Annotated in this window: 18 protein-coding genes; 7 read left to right on the top strand and 11 right to left on the bottom strand. The window is 66.1% G+C overall.

Annotation, left to right across the window (positions count from 1 at the left end):
- Positions 1–383 precede the first annotated feature (383 nt).
- From MUU56_RS09265 to MUU56_RS09255, 3 genes are all read left to right on the top strand, one after another.
- Complete coding sequence (locus tag MUU56_RS09265; RefSeq protein ID WP_244767014.1) at positions 384–1343, top strand: helix-turn-helix domain-containing protein; 960 nt, start codon at positions 384–386, stop codon at positions 1341–1343.
- Positions 1344–1493: 150 nt separating this feature from the next.
- Positions 1494–3002 carry an aldehyde dehydrogenase gene (adh, locus tag MUU56_RS09260; RefSeq protein ID WP_244767013.1) on the top strand — a complete coding sequence of 503 codons (1509 nt, stop codon included), beginning with the start codon at positions 1494–1496 and terminating at the stop codon, positions 3000–3002.
- Between the two features lie 127 nt (positions 3003–3129).
- Entirely contained in the window at positions 3130–3504 is a 375-nt protein-coding gene (locus tag MUU56_RS09255) for a DUF779 domain-containing protein (protein ID WP_244767012.1), read from the top strand.
- A gap of 170 nt (positions 3505–3674) precedes the next feature.
- Here MUU56_RS09255 and MUU56_RS09250 read toward each other — a convergent pair whose 3' ends face one another.
- The 7 genes from MUU56_RS09250 to lgt all read right to left on the bottom strand — a co-directional run bounded on the left by MUU56_RS09250 (position 3675) and on the right by lgt (position 10259).
- Positions 3675–4235 carry a Kazal-type serine protease inhibitor family protein gene (locus tag MUU56_RS09250; protein WP_244767011.1) on the bottom strand — a complete coding sequence of 187 codons (561 nt, stop codon included), beginning with the start codon at positions 4233–4235 and terminating at the stop codon, positions 3675–3677.
- Positions 4236–4310: 75 nt separating this feature from the next.
- Positions 4311–5243 (bottom strand): ribose-phosphate pyrophosphokinase, encoded by a 933-nt coding sequence (locus MUU56_RS09245; protein WP_244767010.1) that lies wholly within the window; start codon positions 5241–5243, stop codon positions 4311–4313.
- A 124-nt stretch (positions 5244–5367) separates the two neighbouring features.
- Positions 5368–6132, bottom strand: a complete 765-nt coding sequence (locus tag MUU56_RS09240; protein ID WP_244767009.1) for a hypothetical protein — start codon at positions 6130–6132, stop codon at positions 5368–5370.
- A gap of 117 nt (positions 6133–6249) precedes the next feature.
- Complete coding sequence (locus MUU56_RS09235; RefSeq protein WP_244767008.1) at positions 6250–7401, bottom strand: M24 family metallopeptidase; 1152 nt, start codon at positions 7399–7401, stop codon at positions 6250–6252.
- 37 nt (positions 7402–7438) lie between these two features.
- Positions 7439–8230: a peptidoglycan editing factor PgeF gene (gene pgeF / locus MUU56_RS09230; RefSeq protein ID WP_244767007.1), complete on the bottom strand. Its 792-nt coding sequence runs from the start codon at positions 8228–8230 to the stop codon at positions 7439–7441.
- A gap of 103 nt (positions 8231–8333) precedes the next feature.
- On the bottom strand, positions 8334–9434 hold the full coding sequence (locus MUU56_RS09225) for a class I SAM-dependent methyltransferase (protein ID WP_244767006.1): 1101 nt from the start codon (positions 9432–9434) through the stop codon (positions 8334–8336).
- 12 nt (positions 9435–9446) lie between these two features.
- Positions 9447–10259, bottom strand: a complete 813-nt coding sequence (gene lgt / locus MUU56_RS09220; RefSeq protein ID WP_398431200.1) for a prolipoprotein diacylglyceryl transferase — start codon at positions 10257–10259, stop codon at positions 9447–9449.
- Positions 10260–10499: 240 nt separating this feature from the next.
- Between lgt and MUU56_RS09215 the strand changes: the two genes are divergently transcribed.
- From MUU56_RS09215 to MUU56_RS09200, 4 genes are all read left to right on the top strand, one after another.
- Positions 10500–10757: an accessory factor UbiK family protein gene (locus tag MUU56_RS09215; RefSeq protein WP_244767004.1), complete on the top strand. Its 258-nt coding sequence runs from the start codon at positions 10500–10502 to the stop codon at positions 10755–10757.
- 391 nt (positions 10758–11148) lie between these two features.
- A complete protein-coding gene (locus MUU56_RS09210) occupies positions 11149–11649 on the top strand; it encodes a type III secretion system chaperone family protein (protein ID WP_244767003.1) in 501 nt (166 codons plus the stop codon).
- A 2-nt stretch (positions 11650–11651) separates the two neighbouring features.
- The gene (gene proC / locus MUU56_RS09205) at positions 11652–12470 is read left to right on the top strand and encodes a pyrroline-5-carboxylate reductase (protein ID WP_244767002.1); all 819 of its coding nucleotides are present in this window, start codon (positions 11652–11654) and stop codon (positions 12468–12470) included.
- Positions 12471–12663: 193 nt separating this feature from the next.
- Entirely contained in the window at positions 12664–13005 is a 342-nt protein-coding gene (locus MUU56_RS09200) for a tRNA-binding protein (protein WP_244767001.1), read from the top strand.
- 178 nt (positions 13006–13183) lie between these two features.
- Here MUU56_RS09200 and MUU56_RS09195 read toward each other — a convergent pair whose 3' ends face one another.
- The 4 genes from MUU56_RS09195 to MUU56_RS09180 all read right to left on the bottom strand — a co-directional run bounded on the left by MUU56_RS09195 (position 13184) and on the right by MUU56_RS09180 (position 16581).
- The gene (locus MUU56_RS09195; RefSeq protein WP_244767000.1) at positions 13184–13768 is read right to left on the bottom strand and encodes a DUF1349 domain-containing protein; all 585 of its coding nucleotides are present in this window, start codon (positions 13766–13768) and stop codon (positions 13184–13186) included.
- Between the two features lie 77 nt (positions 13769–13845).
- Positions 13846–15228: an ATP-binding protein gene (locus tag MUU56_RS09190; protein ID WP_244766999.1), complete on the bottom strand. Its 1383-nt coding sequence runs from the start codon at positions 15226–15228 to the stop codon at positions 13846–13848.
- A 136-nt stretch (positions 15229–15364) separates the two neighbouring features.
- Positions 15365–16072, bottom strand: a complete 708-nt coding sequence (locus MUU56_RS09185; protein WP_244766998.1) for a response regulator — start codon at positions 16070–16072, stop codon at positions 15365–15367.
- A gap of 32 nt (positions 16073–16104) precedes the next feature.
- Complete coding sequence (locus MUU56_RS09180) at positions 16105–16581, bottom strand: MarR family winged helix-turn-helix transcriptional regulator (protein WP_244767160.1); 477 nt, start codon at positions 16579–16581, stop codon at positions 16105–16107.
- Positions 16582–16583 lie beyond the last annotated feature (2 nt).

The raw sequence follows: 16583 nt of genomic DNA, 5'->3' as shown, positions 1-16583 counted from the left end.
CTGAAAGGAATGTGCACTGGTAACAGGCGCCGGGCGGCTTGGGAACAGGCTTGTGGCGAGGGCAGGGGCAGTGTGCCTTGAATGAGCACCGTCATTCCGCCAGTCTCCGCGCCGACCAGGGCAACCGTATATCGTGCGAGGTCGCCCCTTTCCCCCCTTCTTCCCGGCGGGGAGAAGGGGCAGGAGGTGTCTGCCCTCCCAATTCCATGGGCGACCGTTCCTGTTCCCACAGCCAGGGAGAGGCGGAGGACTTTGCCCGTCTGCGCCACGGTCGGAGCCTTGTACCTTCGTCCCGCTGGACCCGCGGGCGCAAACATGGGTATAGTCGTTGGGCGTTGTATTCTGGTGCGACGATCGGTCGAAGCTTTCGGGGAGGAGAGCGGATGCCTCAGCGTTTCGATCACGCGGATCATGTGCAGACCGTGGCGGCCCATGCGTCGGCGGCGGCAAGTTCGCCTGTTGCCGCGTCCTGGCGCCGCTGCCTCACGCTGCATGGCCTTTCCCCGGAGGAGGCGCGGACGCCCTGGCGCCTGACCGAATCGGAATTCCGCCAGGCGCGGGCGCGCTCCAGCGTGCTGATCGAGGAGGCGCGGGGCGAGATCGACCGGCTCTTCGCCACCGTCGGCAAGGCCGGTTGCTGCCTGCTGCTGACGGACGAGCACGGCATCGCGCTCGAACGGCGCGGGGCGGCGAGCGACGATCGCGATTTCCGCGGCGTCGGGCTCTGGTCCGGCACGGTGTGGAGCGAGGCGAGCGTCGGCACCAACGGCATCGGCACGGCGCTGGCCGACGAGCGGCCCGTGCTCATTCTGCGCGACCAGCATTTCCTCTCGCAGAATACGGGCCTGTCCTGCACCACCGCGCCGATCCGTGACCATACGGGGCGCATCGCCGCCGCCATCGACATTTCCACCTGCCGCGACGATGCCGGCGAGATGACCATGTCGATCCTCTCCCAGGCCGTCCGCGATGCCGCCGCGCGCATCGAGGCGGGGCTCTTCCGCCGCGCCTTCTCCGCCGCCCGCATCCTGCTCGTGCCCGTCGAGGGCCGTGCTGCGCCGGCGCTGCTCGCCGTCGACCGCGACGACCTCGTGCTGGGCGCAACGCGCGCCGCGCGCCAGGTGCTCGGCCTCGACGACCGGCGCATCGCCACGGGCGTCGCCGCCTCCGATCTCCTGCACGAGGACAGGGCGGAGGACGGGCGCGACCTCGACGACGCGGAACGGGCCGCGCTGCGCCGCGTGCTGACGCGCGCCGGCGGCAATGTCAGCCAGGCCGCCGACCTGCTCGGCATCAGCCGGGCGACGCTGTACCGCAAGATGAAGAAGCTCTCGATCAACTGATATTGCAGCGCAGCACAGGCTGTCGCACCGGCCTGTCTCAATTCTGAAACAGTCGCGGCGACCATCGTCCTGCGGCCCCTACCGCAATCGGCCGAAGCGCAGCACCATCCTTCCCGACGGCCCATCCGGGCCCTTCATGGGAGGAATGACATGCTGCACCAGAAGATCGTCGAAAACCCGTACAAGGCAAAGTACGGCAACTTCATCGGTGGCGAGTGGAAGGAGCCGGTCGCGGGCCGCTACTTCGACAACATCACGCCGATCACCGGCGGCAAGCTCTGCGAGATCGCCCGCTCCGACGCCGCCGACATCGAGCTCGCCCTCGACGCCGCCCATGCCGCCAAGGACAAGTGGGGCCGCACCTCCGCCACCGAGCGTTCCAACATCCTGATGAAGATCGCCCAGCGCATGGAGGACAATCTCGAACTCCTCGCCAAGGCCGAGACCTGGGACAACGGCAAGCCGCTGCGCGAGACCATGGCGGCCGACATTCCGCTCGCCATCGACCACTTCCGCTATTTCGCCGCCTGCGTGCGGGCACAGGAGGGCACGATCGGCGAAGTCGACCACGACACGATCGCCTATCACTTCCACGAGCCGCTCGGCGTCGTCGGCCAGATCATCCCGTGGAACTTCCCGATCCTGATGGCCGCCTGGAAGCTCGCTCCCGCGCTAGCCGCCGGCAATTGCGTCGTGCTGAAGCCCGCCGAGCAGACGCCGTCCTCGATCCTTATCTGGGCCGAGCTCATCGGCGACCTCCTGCCGCCCGGCGTGCTCAACATCGTCAACGGCTTCGGCCTCGAAGCCGGCAAGCCGCTCGCCTCCAACCCGCGCATCGCCAAGATCGCGTTCACCGGCGAGACGACGACCGGCCGGCTGATCATGCAATATGCCAGCCAGAACCTCATTCCGGTGACGCTGGAGCTGGGCGGCAAGTCGCCGAACATCTTCTTCGCCGATGTGATGAACGAGGATGACGACTATCTCGACAAGGCGCTGGAAGGCTTCGCCATGTTCGCGCTGAACCAGGGCGAGGTCTGCACATGCCCGAGCCGCGCGCTGGTGCACGAGAAGATCTACGACCGCTTCATGGAACGCGCCGTCAAGCGCGTGGAGAAGATCGTGCAGGGCAACCCGCTCGACACGGCGACGATGATCGGCGCGCAGGCCTCGTCCGAGCAACTGGAGAAGATCCTCTCTTATATCGACATCGGCAAGCAGGAAGGTGCGGAAGTGCTGACCGGCGGCGGGCGCAACGAACTCGAAGGCGATCTGTCGGGCGGCTACTACGTCAAGCCGACCGTCTTCCGCGGCCACAACAAGATGCGCATCTTCCAGGAGGAGATCTTCGGGCCGGTCGTCTCGGTCACGACCTTCAAGGACGATGCGGAGGCGCTCGCCATCGCCAATGACACGCTCTACGGCCTCGGCGCCGGCGTCTGGAGCCGCGATGCGAACCGTTGCTACCATTTCGGCCGCGACATCCAGGCCGGCCGTGTCTGGACCAATTGCTACCACGCCTATCCGGCCCATGCGGCCTTCGGCGGCTACAAGCAGTCGGGTATCGGCCGCGAGACGCACAAGATGATGCTCGATCACTACCAGCAGACCAAGAACATGCTGGTCAGCTACTCTCCCAAGGCGCTCGGTTTCTTCTGAGCGACCGCCCCCTTCTCCTCCGGAGAAGGCGCGCAAAGGGTGCGGGAGCCCTGTCCGCCGTCGCTTTCCGCCCCATCCCTCTCCCCGTTCCCGGGGGGAGGGAAAATCGTTTGGAGGAAGAGCCGTCATGTCCGAAGTCTCGACCCAGCCGCGCGTGGTGGCGACCGATGCCGCGCTTGCGCTTATCCGGGAGATCCAGGCGGATCATCCGGAAATCCTGTTCCACCAGTCGGGCGGCTGCTGCGACGGGTCCTCGCCCATGTGCTATCCGGCGGACGATTACATCGTCGGCGACCGGGACGTGAAGCTTGGCGAGATCGGCGGCGTGCCGGTCTATATCAGCGAGAGCCAGTTCGACGTGTGGAAGCACACGCAGCTGATCATCGACGTGGTGCCCGGCCGCGGCGGCATGTTCTCGCTCGACAATGGCCGCGAGAAACGCTTCCTCACCCGCTCGCGCCTCTTTACCGGCGGCGAGGCCTGCCCGCTGCCGGGGCGTTGACGAAAGCCCGCGGCACGTGGCCCGGCATTTTCCGGAAACCCGGCCATCCGCGACGTCATCCTCGGCCCAAGGCCGAGGATCCATGGTTCTCAAGGGCTTGTCGATGGTCGGGTCAAGCCCGACCATGACGAAGGAGAGATCGGCGTGGTTGTCTGCGTGTCAGGATGGGCTCAGCGCACCGGGCACCGGCCCGCGCGATAGACACTGAAACCGGCCACCTGCGCCGAGCAGGCATTGCCGAATTCCTTGAAGTCGGTGCCGCGGCGCCCGCAGACCGGGTTGTACTCCATCGTGCAGACGCGCTGGTCGCGCGGGCGCTCGCGGTCTCCACGATCGCCCCGGTCGTCGCGGTCACGATCCCGGCGGTCCCTGTCGTTGCGATTGCGGTCCCTGTCCCTGTCCGGGCGATCGCGGCCGTCATTGCTCCAGCCGTCGCGGTCCTGGTCCTGCCAGCCGACCCGGTCGCGATCCGGGCGGCGGAACTGGCATTCGCCGCGGCCGATGATGCCGTAGCCGCTGGAGCGCGCCTCGCAGGCATTGGCGAAGGTCTGGCGGTCGCGGCCGCGCTCGCCGCAGACCGGGGCATATTCACGGGTGCAGAATTGCGGCGGGCGCGGATTGTAGCCGCCTCCGCCCTGGTCGGCCTCGACCGAGCAGGCCGCCAAGGTGCCGGCCGCGAGAAGGATGGCGATAGGCCCTGCGAGCCGGGACAGAAATGGCATCGAGATCATGGATTTCCCCTGTCGAATCTAGGGGGAACTTAGCGCAGAAATCGCGGGGCCGATATCAGCCCCGGCAAAAATCCGTCAGTCGAACAGGCTCGACACCGATTCCTCGGCGCTGGTGCGGTTGATCGCCTCGCCGAGGAGGTTGGCCGTCGAGATGACGCGGATGTTGTGCGCCGACTGGACGGCCGTGGTCGGCTGGATCGTGTCGGTGATCACAAGCTCCTTGAGCTTGGACGAGGTGACGCGCGCGACGGCGCCGCCCGACAGAACGCCGTGCGTGATATAGGCGGTGACGCTGGTCGCGCCGTTCTTCAGCAGCGCTTCGGCCGCGTTGCAGAGCGTGCCGCCCGAATCGACGATATCGTCGATCAGCAGGCAGTCCTTGCCGGCGACGTCGCCGATGACGTTCATCACCTCGGACTCGCCCGGCCGGTCGCGGCGCTTGTCGACGATGGCAAGCAGACAGTCGAGGCGCTTGGCCAGCGCGCGGGCGCGCACCACGCCGCCGACGTCGGGCGAGACGACCATGACGTTTTCGAGATTGTAGTTTTCCTTCACGTCGCGCGCCAGGATCGGCACGGCGTAGAGGTTGTCGGTCGGGATGTCGAAGAAGCCCTGGATCTGGCCGGCATGCAGGTCCAGCGTCAGCACGCGGTCGGCGCCGGCCTCGGTGATGAGGTTGGCGACGAGCTTTGCCGAGATCGGCGTGCGCGGGCCGGGCTTGCGATCCTGGCGGGCATAGCCGAAATAGGGGATCACGGCCGTGATGCGGCGCGCCGAGGAGCGGCGCATGGCATCGATCATGATGAGCATTTCCATCAGGTGGTCGTTGGTCGGGAACGAGGTCGACTGGACGACGAAGACGTCCTCGCCGCGCACGTTCTCCTGGATTTCCACGAAGATTTCCTGGTCTGCGAAGCGTCTGACCGTGGCCCGGCCGAGCGGAACATTCAGATAATTGCAGATCGCTTCGGCCAGGAGCCGGTTCGAATTGCCCGCGAAAACCTTCATCTATGGTCCGCCTGTGGATTATGCTGATGGGGGGGCTTTAAGCGGCAAAATCCGCGAATGCAAGGGTCTTGCGCCGCGGAAAAGCGTTTCTTCGCATTTCGCTGTGATTAACAGTGCAACGCGCTTAACCACGGGTGGTGCCGCGCCAGTCGAGATACTGGCGGATGGTCGTGTCGGCGATGCCCTCCATCGTGCGCGCCGGCACGGCGGCCCACGGGTCGGAGGCCGTGCCCGAGACGCTTTCCTGGCCCTGGATGCGGTGCAGCCGCGCGCCGTTGCCGTCGAGCACGTCCCAGACATAGACGACGGTGGTCTTGCCGTTGTCGTTCATGGCGGAGAAGTAGCCCTTCAGGATGTACTTGCTGGAATTGTCCGAGGCGCTGCGGATCGTCAGCCCGCTTCCGCGCGCAGCCGCGCCGAGGCGCCTGGAGAGCGGTGTCACGGCCTCGACCGGTGCGCCGATGATCGGCAGGAAGCGGATCGTCTCGCCGGCTTGGGCGGCGGTCGGGACGGCGGCGATCTCTTCCGCGCCGGTCGATGTTTCCGCCGCGAGCGAGCGCTGGGCGGTGGTGCGGGCAAGCTCCGCATCTGCCGTCCGGCGTCCCGTGTTGCGGGCGAGCGCGTCGGCCTGGCCCTGCAGCGTGCCGGCGGTGTCCGCGCCGGTCGTGGCGCCGGTGCCGGATGACGGGGTGAAGGCGGTTTCCTGGCTGGTGCGCGTGACGGGCGTCGTCTGGGCGCTCATCTGGTCGAGGTCGTTCTGGGTGACCGGGGGCGAATTGAAGGTGCCGCCGCCGACATCGACCTGCGGCGTCAGCGCGTCGGTGCTGTTGCAGCCGGCAAGGGTGGCAATGAGGCCGATCAGTGCCAGCCGCTTCATCAGCTCTTGCATCGTCGTCGTCCGTGTCCTGCGGAAGGCTTTTCGCCTCCTCCGTTCCCCGCAACGATTTATGGGTGCCGCCTCAAGGCCTGTCAATCGCGGGATCTTGCGGGGCCTGCGGTTGACCCGTCAGACCTCGATGAAATCGAGCCCGTAGCGCGACAGCGCCTTCGGCGTGTCGGTCGTCGTCAGATAGGTCTGGCCGAGCGTCATGGCCGTGCCGCTTTCGGAATCGAGCACGATCGTGTGCACGAAGAGCGACATGTTCGGCTGGATTTCCTGCGGGTTGCCCATCAGGAACATCTGCTGGTCCATCCAGGAGGGCGCGAAGCGCGCGCCGACGGAATAGCCGCAGGTGTTCAGCCGGTGGCGGGCAAGGCCGCGCTCGTCGATGATGCGGGCGAAGGTCTCGAAGACGGTGCCGAAGGTGTTGCCGGGGCGCAGCACCATTTCCATCGCCTGCATGGCCTCGCGGCAGGCGCTGTAGAGCTCGCGGTGACGGTTGGTCGGCTCGCCGATGATGGCGGTACGCATCATCGGTGCGTGATAGCGCGCGCTGACGCCAGACCATTCGAGGGTGAGCTGGTCCTCGGCATCGAGCTTGCGCCGGCCGGACTTCGAGCGGCAGAGCAGGGCGTCGGCGCCCGACCCGATGACGAATTCATTGGCGGCATAGTCGCCGCCGGCGGCCAGCACCGCGTTCTGCATGGCCGCGAGGATCGCGGCCTCGTTGCCGCCCGGCACGATGAGGGGAAGGGCGGCGGCCAGCGCATCGTCGGAGAGGGCGGCGGCACGCTCGACATAGGCGATCTCGGCCGGGCTCTTGATGAGGCGCAGGCGGCTGACGAGGCCCGACGCATCGACGATCTGGCCGAAGCTCTGGAGCTGGTTGTCGAGGAGGCGCGCATTGCGGCCGGTCAGGCCGTGCGTGTCGTATTCGACGCCGATGCGGCAGCCGAGCAGATCGAGATCGGAGAGCAGGTTCTTCAGGTCCATCGTCGGATCCGCGTTGACGCGGTCGATCCAGATCTCGATCTTCTCGATGTTGGAGGTGTGGCGCGCCTGGCGCAGGTCCGCCGAGCGGGTGAGCAGCACCATCTCGCCGGTCGCGTTGACGACGAGCGTCTGGAAGAAGCAGTAGCCGAAGGTGTCGTAGCCGGTCAGCCAGTACATGCTCTCCTGTGCGAAGAGCAGCATGGCGTCGATCTTCTCCTCCCGCATGCGGGCGGTGAGGCGCTGGAGCCGGTTGGCGTATTCCTCGCTGTCGAAGTGAAGTGCCATGGCGGTGTCTCCCTCGTCCTGTGTCGTTTTGGGGGCCTCAGCCCCGTAGCATGATCGCCGAAATCTGGCGGCCGTAGTCGGGCTCCTGGCGGTGCGTGGTGCGCCGATAGGAGAAGAAGCGGTCTTCGTCCGGATAGGTGCAGATGTCGAGGTTTTCCGCCGTCACCCCGGCTTCGGCCAGCCGCTGCGTCGTCAGGCCCGGCAGGTCGAACAGGGCATGGCCCGGTTTTTCCGACGGCGTGAAATAGCGCTCGTATGCCTTGTCGACGCCGAGGAAACGCTCCACGAATTCCGGCCCGACCTCGTAGTTCCGCCGGCTGATCGAGGGGCCGAGGCTGGCGACGATGTTCCGCCTGTTGGCGCCGAGCCGTTCCATCGCCGTGACGGTGCTCTCGAGCACGCCGTAGAGCGCGCCCTTCCAGCCGGCATGGGCGGCGCCGACGACGCGGGCTTCGGGGTCGCAGAAGAGGATCGGGCCGCAATCGGCGGCGAGGACGCCGAGCACCATGCCGGGCGCGGCGCTGACCAGCGCGTCGGCCTGCGGCCGTGCACCGTCATAGTCGCCGTCGACCACGACGACGTCGGGCGAATGGACCTGGTGCACGGTGGCAAGCCGGTCGGGCGTTACGGAGAACCAGCGGGCGACGCGGGCGCGATTCTCCTCGACCTTCCCGCGCTCGTCCTTCGAGCCGAGGCCGACATTGAGGCCGCGGTAGATGCCGTCGGAAACCCCGCCGGCGCGCGTGAAGAAGCCGTGCTGCGCGGCCTTTCCGGCACGCTCCGTCAGAAGCGGGCTTTCGATCGGGGAGGGGAGCGCGTCGTCCTTCATCGGTCTCTCGGCTGGGCTTTGGGCGGCCCGTCGGGCCAAGGATTTCGGCCGGGGCATGCGGGGTGCAAATCGGGCCGGATGTTGTCCGGCCTGACGCCCGGTGTCAATCCGGCTGGCGGAAGGGAAAGAGCGCAAGCGGCGTGCTGCCGACGGCCAAGACCTTGAAAAGATCACCCATTTTGCCGACGCCTGCGCCGGCGAGCCGGTCGACATCGGCAAGAATCGATTGCTGCGTCGCTGCGTCGCGGTTTCGGCCGAGGGCGGAGGCCCGCTCGCCGATGCCGAGGCCGACGAGGAAATCGCCCTGGTGCAGCATGCCGTGCACATGCAGGCCCACGCTTGCCGCCGCACCGGCAAGGCGCTCGAAATCCACATGGCTCGTCAGGTCCGCCTCGCCGGGATGGGCGAGCGGCGGGTCGAAGTCGTGCTTCAGCACCGCCTGCAGCGTATCGCCGAAGCCGGTGACGAAATGGCCGTAGTCGATGATGAGCGCGGTGCCGCCGAAGCGGGCGATGCGCTCGCCGATCGTCGCCATGACGGCTTCGCGGGCCGGCGCGATCTCGAAGATCGTGCCGTTCGGCATCGCCTTGTGGTTTTCCGGCAGGAGCGCGGGATCGAGGCCCGCGACGCCGGCGGCAAAGGTCAGCGCGTCATTCGCATCGAGGCCGACGAGGCGCTCGCGGAAGCCGGACGCGGTCTTGATGAACTGGCGGATCGGGATGGCGTCGAAGAGCTCGTTGGCGGCGAGCAGCACGAAGCCGTCCGGCAGTTCCTCGAAACTGTCGTGCCAGGAGACGCGCGCGGCATGGGTGCCGAGCGTCTCGTGCTGGATGGTGCGCAGCTTCGGGCTGGTCTCGATCAGGTGGATCGTCGCGTTCTCGTAGAGCTGCGGGGCGATCCTTGCCACGACGCGCAGCATGTCGGCCATCATCGTGCCGCGGCCGGGGCCGATCTCGGCGATGCGCACGTCCGCCGGACCGCCGTGCTTCTGCCAGGCATGGACGAGGAAGACGCCGAGCATCTCGCCGAAGAGCTGGCTGACCTCGGGCGCGGTGACGAAGTCGCCGGCGGCGCCGAAGGGGTCGCGGGTGCGGTAGTAGCCGTGTTCGGGATCGGCAAGGCACAGGGCGAAATAATCGGTGACGCTGATCGGGCCGTTGGTGCGGATCAGCGCCTTGATCTTGCGGGCGAGGGGTGTGGGCATTGGCGCGTTCGCTCAGGCACTGACCGGGGTGGCCGGCCGGGCGCGGAAGATCGCCCAGAGGCCGAGGGCGAGCATCGGCAGCGAGAGCAGCATGCCCATGGTGAGCCAGCCGCCGAGGAGATAGCCGAGCTGGGGGTCCGGCTCGCGGAAGAACTCGACCGTGATGCGCGACAGGGCATAGCCCGCCACGAAGAGGCCGGTGACGAGGCCGGGCCGCTTCAGCGCGGCGAAGCGATAGATGGCGAGCGCGAGCACCACGAGCAGCACGACGCCTTCGAGACCCGCCTCGTAGAGCTGGCTCGGATGGCGGGCGAAGGGGCCGGCCTCCGGGAAGATCACGGCCCAGGGCGCGTCTGAGAGGCGGCCCCAGAGCTCGCCGTTGACGAAATTGGCGATGCGGCCGAAGAACAGGCCGATCGGCACGACGGCGGCGACGATGTCGAAGAGGCTCCAGACCGGAATGGCGTTGCGCCGGGCGAAGAGGATCATGGCGAGCGTCGTGCCGGCAAGGCCCCCGTGGAAGGACATGCCGCCGTTCCACACCTGCAGGGCGCGCAGCGGATCGGCCGCGACGTTCGGGAAATCGTAGAACAGGATATAGCCGATGCGGCCGCCGAGAATGATGCCGACGGCGGCCCAGACGAGGAAGTCGTCGAGCTGGGTGCGGCTCATCGGTGCCGCGCCCGCCCACAGGCGCGGCGTCTCGATCAGCCGGCGCGCATAGACCCAGCCCAGCAGGATGCCCACGACATAGGCGATGCCGTACCAGTGCACGGCGACCGGGCCGATGGAAAAGGCGATCGGATCGATCTGCGGATAGGGCATGATGGCGAGGAGTTGGGCAAGGTTCGTCAAGATGGGGCTCTTTTGCGTTTTCGGGCGGAAGATGGCGGCCCCTTGGGGCAGGGTCAAGGCGATAAATCGTGATCGGGGGCGGCGTGACGGCGTGAACCGGCGGCGATCCACCGGAATCCGCTTGCAAGCGGCGGCCTCAGACCCTACCTCAGGGACAAGACGCGGGCGCTGGCGCCCGAAAGGACCATCGACACCCGAGGAGGGCAGACCATGACCACCGGTGCGAACCGCATTCTCGACGACTTCGCCAAGCTGATGACCGATGCCGCCGGCGCCGCGCAGGGCGTGCGCAAGGAGGCCGAGACGATGTTCCGCGCCCAGGCCGAGCGCTTCATCAACGGCATGGACCTCGTCAAGCGCGAGGAATTCGAGGCGGTGCGCGAGATGGCGATCAAGGCGCGGGACGAAAACGATGCGCTCCTGAAGCGCATCGAGGCGCTGGAAGCCCGCCTCAACGCGGGCGGCTGAGCCGTTCCGGCACGGGTTTTGACCGACAGGACTCGGTTGGCGTGATTCACCCCGCGCCAACCGTTTTTTTTAATAAAATTTTTACCCCTGTGGACACTTGCGAAAAGCCCTTTTCGAAGAGTCTCTTAAGCCTTCGACCTGAATCTTTTTCACAACCTCTGTCCACAACCGGACGGAGAAAATGGCAAGCCAGGGGCTGGCGTCGTGACTCCGGCGTTATACACTGATTTTAAATGATGATTCGAGACGGGCAGCGCAAGCTTCGGGCAGGGTAAGTCGTCCAGATTGCGCAAAGTGCCGAGCAATCATTCAGTGTTGTATCCGGAGTACGGTTTGCCGCGTCGTGTGTGTGAGCACGATGTCGCATGCCTTCCGGCCTTGAAGGTGATGCATGAGCCTTATGGAATTGGATATCGGGCGTCAGTCCAACCCGGTCGACATGATCGAGTTCGTCGCAGCCAACAATGACTGGACGTTCGAGCGGTCCGGCGAAGACGAGATCGCGATGACGGTCGAAGGCAGGTGGACGGATTACCACGTGTCCTTCTCCTGGATGGAGGAGTTCGAGGCGCTGCACCTTGCCTGCGCCTTCGACATCAAGGTTCCCGAGAGCCGCGTCAACGAGGTGCATTGCCTGCTCTCGCATGTGAACGGCCAGGTGCTGATGGGCCATTTCGACCTGTGGCGCCGCGAGGATGTCGTGATCTTCCGCCAGTCGCTGCTGCTCGCCGGCGGGGCGGAGCCCACCAACAGGCAGGTCGAGGTGCTGCTGTCCAGCGCGCTCGAAGCCTGCGAGGCCTATTTCCAGGCCTTCCAGTTCGTCGTCTGGTCCGGCATGGACGCCCAGTCCGCCGTCGATGCCGTCCTGTTCGAGACGGTTGGGGAAGCGTAAGGATGACGGTTGCAGGTTCAGGCCCCATCATTCTCATCGGTGCCGGAAACATGGGCGGCGCCATGCTTGCCGGCTGGCTGAAGAGCGGCATTTCCGGCTCCTCGGTCATCGTCATCGATCCCGGCCCGCAGCCGGCCCTGGCGAAGCTGATCGCCGACAACGGCGTGCGCCATGAAACGTCGGCGCCCGAGGGCGTGACGGCCGGGGTGATCTTCGTCGCGGTCAAGCCGCAGGTGATCGACCAGGTACTGCCGCCGCTGAAGGGGCTTGTCGGGCCGGAGACGGTCATCGTTTCGGTCGCTGCCGGCAAGACGGTCGCCAATCTCGAAAGCCATCTCGGCGCGGCCGCCACGGTGCGCGCCATGCCGAACACGCCGGCCATGATCGGCCGCGGCGTGACGGGCGCCTATGCCAATGCCCGCGTTTCCGCGGGCCAGCGCGATTTCGTGCATGCCCTTCTCAAGGTGAGCGGCCCCGTCGAATGGGTCGCATCCGAGGGGGATATCGACGCCGTCACGGCAGTCTCGGGCAGCGGCCCGGCCTATGTCTTCTATCTCGTCGAGTGCATGGCGGAGGCAGGACGCAAAGCGGGCCTGCCGGCGGACCTCGCCATGCGGCTCGCACGGGAAACCGTCGCGGGGGCTGGTGAACTGCTTCACCAGTCCCCCGACGACGCCGCGCGCCTGCGCCAGAACGTCACCTCGCCCGGCGGCACAACCGCCGCGGCGCTTGCCGTCCTCATGGCCGAGGACGGCATGCAGCCGCTCTTCGACAAGGCGATCGCCGCCGCCCGCAAGCGCGCCGAGGAACTGGCGGGCTGATCTTTCCGGCCGTTCTCAATTTTTGCCCCTCACCCTAACCCTCTCCCCGTAAACGGGCAGAGGGGACTTGCCCCACGAGGGGTGAGTGATCTGGGAACGCGGTGCGGCATATCCCCTTCTCCCCGCTCGCGGGGAGAAGGTCGCGGCAGCGGGATGAGGGGCCAGGGCAAATGCTGTAACGCGAGGATTTCTCATGACCGAGACCATTAGCTACGCCGATTTCGAACGGGTCGACATCCGCGCTGGCACCATCATCGAGGCGTTGCCGTTCCCGGAGGCGCGCAAGCCCGCCTACAAGCTGACGATCGACTTCGGCCCCGAGATCGGCATCAAGAAATCCTCGGCGCAGATCACCGTGCATTACACGTTGGAAGACCTCGTCGGCCGACAGGTGCTGGCCGTCGTCAACTTCCCGCCGCGCCAGATCGGTCCGGTGCGCTCGGAAGTGCTGACGCTCGGCTTCGAGGACGAGACCGGCGCCATCGTCCTCGCCGGCGTCGAGCGGCCGGTGCCGAACGGCAGGAAGATGTGCTGATTCAGGGAATAGACGGCCTGCCTTGCCACATACGCAGCGTCATCCTCGGCCTCCGAGCCGAGGATTCATTCTCCCGGGTGTGGATGCTCGGGTCAGGCCCGAGCATGACGGAGGGGGGGTGGGGGCCCTTGTGTGAGAGAGGTGAGGGCGACTGTCTTGGAGAGAACGGACTTTTGTTCTAATGAATATCCCGCGACAGGGGCGGGCCTAGCCGGAACTCCGTGAATTCCGCCTCGAAACCCTCGCGCTGCGGCGAGCAGGCCATCAGGCCGACCGAAAGGTCCGAAAGCTCCGGCGGAAAGTAGGCAAGGCGCGCCATGCGCCAGTCCGTCATGGCATCCGTCCGGTACTGGATAAAGAGCGCATCGCCGTTGCGCGTCACGCGCACGGACATCGCCTTGAAATCATGATCGATGCGGAAGGCGGACCAGTCGGAATAGCCGCGCGTCACCACCACGCTGAAATGTTTCGCGCCGTCGGTGAACTCGATGCCGCATTTCATCCAGGTCGTCTCGTCGTGGCGGACCATCAGGCCGGCCTGGTCGTAGAGCGTCTCGTAGCGGCCGGAAAAAGTCGTCTCCAGCGTAAAGTCGCCGATCCAGGGGCGGTGTAGGAAATGGCCGCTGTCCGGCTGGAAGCCGTAATAGGTGCGCTGCCAGAAATCGCTCTCAAGACCGGTGCGGACATGGAGGCGGCCGTCGCGGATCGCGCTTTCGGCCGGCGGGTTGAGCCAGGTCAGGCCGTCGAAAGTGAATACGCTCATAGGCTCGGCCCCTTATCGGTTCCTGTTCTTGCCGCACTATCCGGCAACGAAGCGATGCCGGTTCGGCTGGAAATGCCCTATGCGGGAATGCGGATCGTCGCGCGAAGGCCGCCCATCGGGCTGTCCGACAGCGTGACATTGCCGCCGTGGCTGCGGGCGATGTCGCGGGCGATGGCAAGGCCGAGGCCGGTACCCGATGCATCGAGATTGCGCGCCTCGTCGAGCCGGAAGAACGGCTTGAACACATCGTCGCGCGAGCGCTCGGGAATGCCGGGGCCGTCGTCGTCGACGGTGATGGTCAGCCATTTCGAGCGGTGGCGCGCCTCGACATGCACGGTCTTGGCATAGCGCATGGAATTGGAGACGAGGTTTCCGACGAGGCGGCTGAAGGCGTTCGGCCGCACCATGACCTCGTCCTCGCCGTCGATCTCGCTGGAGAAGGCGCGTTCGTGCAACTCCGCCTCCATGGCGAACTTGTCGAAGAGGTCGGTGAGCCGCAGCCGGCCGACGTCCTCCTCCACGTCGCCGCGCGCGAAGGAGAGGTATCCCTCGAGCATGGTCTGCATGTCCGCGACATCCTTGTTGAGGCCCTGCAGGTCGGGATTGTCGCCGGCAAGCGCGAGCTGCAGCTTGAAGCGGGTGAGGATGGTGCGCAGGTCGTGGCTGACGCCGGTCAGCATGGCCGTGCGCTGCTCCATCTGCCGCTCGATGCGCTCGCGCATGAGGATGAAGGCAAGGCCGGCGCGGCGCACCTCGTCCGCCCCGCGCGGCGCGAAGTCCTCCGGCATCTTCTGGCCCTTGCCGAAGCTCTCCGCCGCCTGCGCCAGCGTCAGGATCGGCCGGATCTGGCCGCGCAGGAAGAGGATGGAGATGGTGATCAGCACCAGCGAGGTGCCGACCATCCAGAGCAGGAAGATATGCGTGTTCGAGGCATAGGCCTGGTTGCGCCGCGCATAGACGCGCAGGATCTTGTTGTCGAGCAGGATGCGGATTTCGACGAGATTGCTTTCGCCGACCGTGTCGATCCAGAACGGGCGGCGGATCTGCCGCACGATCTCCTCGCTCAGGATCTCGTCGAGGATGTTGAAGAAGGGTTTGGTGCGCGGGGCGGGCAGTTCCGTGCCGGGCTCGATGGCGATGTTGAGCTCCAGCCGCTCGCGCGCGATGCGCGTGATCTCGGAATAGTTGGCATCCTGCGGATAGGTGTCGATGAGATCGATGATGGCGGCGATGTCGCGGGTGACGGCCGTCGAAAGGCGCTGGGTGACGAGCTGCCAGTGGCGCTCCATGAAGACGAAGGCGACGACCGACTGGAGCAGCACCATCGGGATGATGATGATGAGCAGCGAGCGGGCATAGAGGCCCGTCGGCATCTGCCGGCGCAGCCAGCGGGCAAGGCGCTTCCAGCCGGCCGCCGGCGCGCGTTCGATATCCCGCTTGAAGCTCTCGAAGGTGGTCATGGGACCGGATTTTCCACGATGGTGCAGCGACGATTGTCTGAGTCGCGCCAAGACCTTGCCGCAAGGCCTTCATCATGCGGATGCGCGCGGAAAGCCGCGTTGAACCTCTTCTTGAATTGGACTCGGCAGCGCACGGTCAGCCTTGCTCCACGCTCAATCGATAGCCGATGCCGCGTACGGTCTGCAGCCACACCGGGTTGGACGGGTCGTCCTCGATCTTACGCCTCAAGCGATTGATCTGCACGTCGATTGTGCGTTCGCCCACTTCTGTTTCTTCGCCGATCAGCTCGTGGCGCGGAATGGTCTCGCCCGCGCGCAGCGAGAACAGCAGCATGATCTCCTGTTCGCGGTCGGTGAGGCGGATGGCGTCGCTGCCGCGCTTCAGCTCCTTGCGCACGATGGAGAAGGTGTAGGGGCCGAACATGACCTGTTCGATCTTCGGCGTCACCGGCGCGGCGTTGCGCTTCAGGATGTTGTTGATGCGCAGCACCAGTTCGCGCGGCTCGAAGGGCTTGGAGAGGTAGTCGTCGGCGCCGGCCTCGAGGCCCTCGATGCGGGCCTTCGATTCGGCGAGCGCCGTCAGCATCAGGATCGGCACGGGGCGGATTTCGCGCAGGCTCTTCGTCAGCGACAGGCCGCTTTCACCGGGCATCATCACGTCCATGATGATGAGGTCGAAGTCGAGCCCGCGCAGCTTGCGCCGCGCCTCGTCCGCATCGGCGGCGACGGTGACGCGAAAACCCTCGCCCATCAGGTAGCGGTTGAGCAGATCGCGGATGCGGGTGTCGTCGTCGACGACGAGGAGATGGGATGCATCGTCGGAAGGCGTGCCGGCAGCGGTCATCGTCTGTCCTGCCTTTTCTGCTTTTCAGTCGTTCATTCGCTCTTGGCGTTCTGCATGCCGGTGAGGAACTGGATCACCACCCGGCGCTCGTCCGCGCTCATCGCCTCAAATGCACGGGCGATGCGGCGGGATTGCGGCTCGGCGAGCGCCAGTGCCAGCTCCCGTCCGGCCCGCGTCGGATAGAGCTTGCGCTGGCGGCGGTCTTCGGGGCCGGCCACCTGCTGGATATAGCCGGAATCGATGAGCTGCTTCAAGACGCGCGCCAGGCTCTGCTTGGTGATCTTCAGCGTGTCGAGCAGGTCGGCGACCGTCATGCCGGGCTCGCGGTTGACGAAGTGCACGACCCGGTGATGGGCACGGCCGAAGCCGCTCTTTTCCAGGATCGCGTCGGGATCGGAAATGAAGTCGCGATAGGCGAAGAAGAAGCCCTCGATGATCTCGAAATCGATGCGGCCGCCGCCCGTCATGGCGTCGTGGTGCAGCTCGCTCACGCCGTTCTTGTCCGGCATCT

The organism is Shinella yambaruensis, from assembly GCF_022899355.1.
Taxonomy (GTDB): Bacteria; Pseudomonadota; Alphaproteobacteria; order Rhizobiales; family Rhizobiaceae; genus Shinella; species Shinella yambaruensis.
The sequence above is the reverse complement of the archived record's forward strand: the minus strand, read 5'-3'. Positions and strand labels throughout refer to the sequence as shown.

Excerpts from the sequence above, each read along its gene's own strand:
- MUU56_RS09210 (WP_244767003.1), top strand. The coding sequence starts at position 11,149 with ATGAGCCTTATGGAATTGGATATCGGGCGTCAGTCCAACCCGGTCGAC.
- MUU56_RS09185 (WP_244766998.1), bottom strand. The coding sequence starts at position 16,072 with ATGACCGCTGCCGGCACGCCTTCCGACGATGCATCCCATCTCCTCGTC.
- pgeF (WP_244767007.1), bottom strand. The coding sequence starts at position 8,230 with ATGAAGGACGACGCGCTCCCCTCCCCGATCGAAAGCCCGCTTCTGACG.
- MUU56_RS09265 (WP_244767014.1), top strand. The coding sequence starts at position 384 with ATGCCTCAGCGTTTCGATCACGCGGATCATGTGCAGACCGTGGCGGCC.
- MUU56_RS09240 (WP_244767009.1), bottom strand. The coding sequence starts at position 6,132 with ATGCAAGAGCTGATGAAGCGGCTGGCACTGATCGGCCTCATTGCCACC.
- MUU56_RS09255 (WP_244767012.1), top strand. The coding sequence starts at position 3,130 with ATGTCCGAAGTCTCGACCCAGCCGCGCGTGGTGGCGACCGATGCCGCG.
- MUU56_RS09250 (WP_244767011.1), bottom strand. The coding sequence starts at position 4,235 with ATGATCTCGATGCCATTTCTGTCCCGGCTCGCAGGGCCTATCGCCATC.
- proC (WP_244767002.1), top strand. The coding sequence starts at position 11,652 with ATGACGGTTGCAGGTTCAGGCCCCATCATTCTCATCGGTGCCGGAAAC.
- MUU56_RS09245 (WP_244767010.1), bottom strand. The coding sequence starts at position 5,243 with ATGAAGGTTTTCGCGGGCAATTCGAACCGGCTCCTGGCCGAAGCGATC.
- MUU56_RS09195 (WP_244767000.1), bottom strand. The coding sequence starts at position 13,768 with ATGAGCGTATTCACTTTCGACGGCCTGACCTGGCTCAACCCGCCGGCC.
- MUU56_RS09225 (WP_244767006.1), bottom strand. The coding sequence starts at position 9,434 with ATGCCCACACCCCTCGCCCGCAAGATCAAGGCGCTGATCCGCACCAAC.
- MUU56_RS09190 (WP_244766999.1), bottom strand. The coding sequence starts at position 15,228 with ATGACCACCTTCGAGAGCTTCAAGCGGGATATCGAACGCGCGCCGGCG.
- adh (WP_244767013.1), top strand. The coding sequence starts at position 1,494 with ATGCTGCACCAGAAGATCGTCGAAAACCCGTACAAGGCAAAGTACGGC.
- MUU56_RS09235 (WP_244767008.1), bottom strand. The coding sequence starts at position 7,401 with ATGGCACTTCACTTCGACAGCGAGGAATACGCCAACCGGCTCCAGCGC.
- MUU56_RS09215 (WP_244767004.1), top strand. The coding sequence starts at position 10,500 with ATGACCACCGGTGCGAACCGCATTCTCGACGACTTCGCCAAGCTGATG.
- lgt (WP_398431200.1), bottom strand. The coding sequence starts at position 10,259 with ATGCCCTATCCGCAGATCGATCCGATCGCCTTTTCCATCGGCCCGGTC.
- MUU56_RS09180 (WP_244767160.1), bottom strand. The coding sequence starts at position 16,581 with ATGCCGGACAAGAACGGCGTGAGCGAGCTGCACCACGACGCCATGACG.
- MUU56_RS09200 (WP_244767001.1), top strand. The coding sequence starts at position 12,664 with ATGACCGAGACCATTAGCTACGCCGATTTCGAACGGGTCGACATCCGC.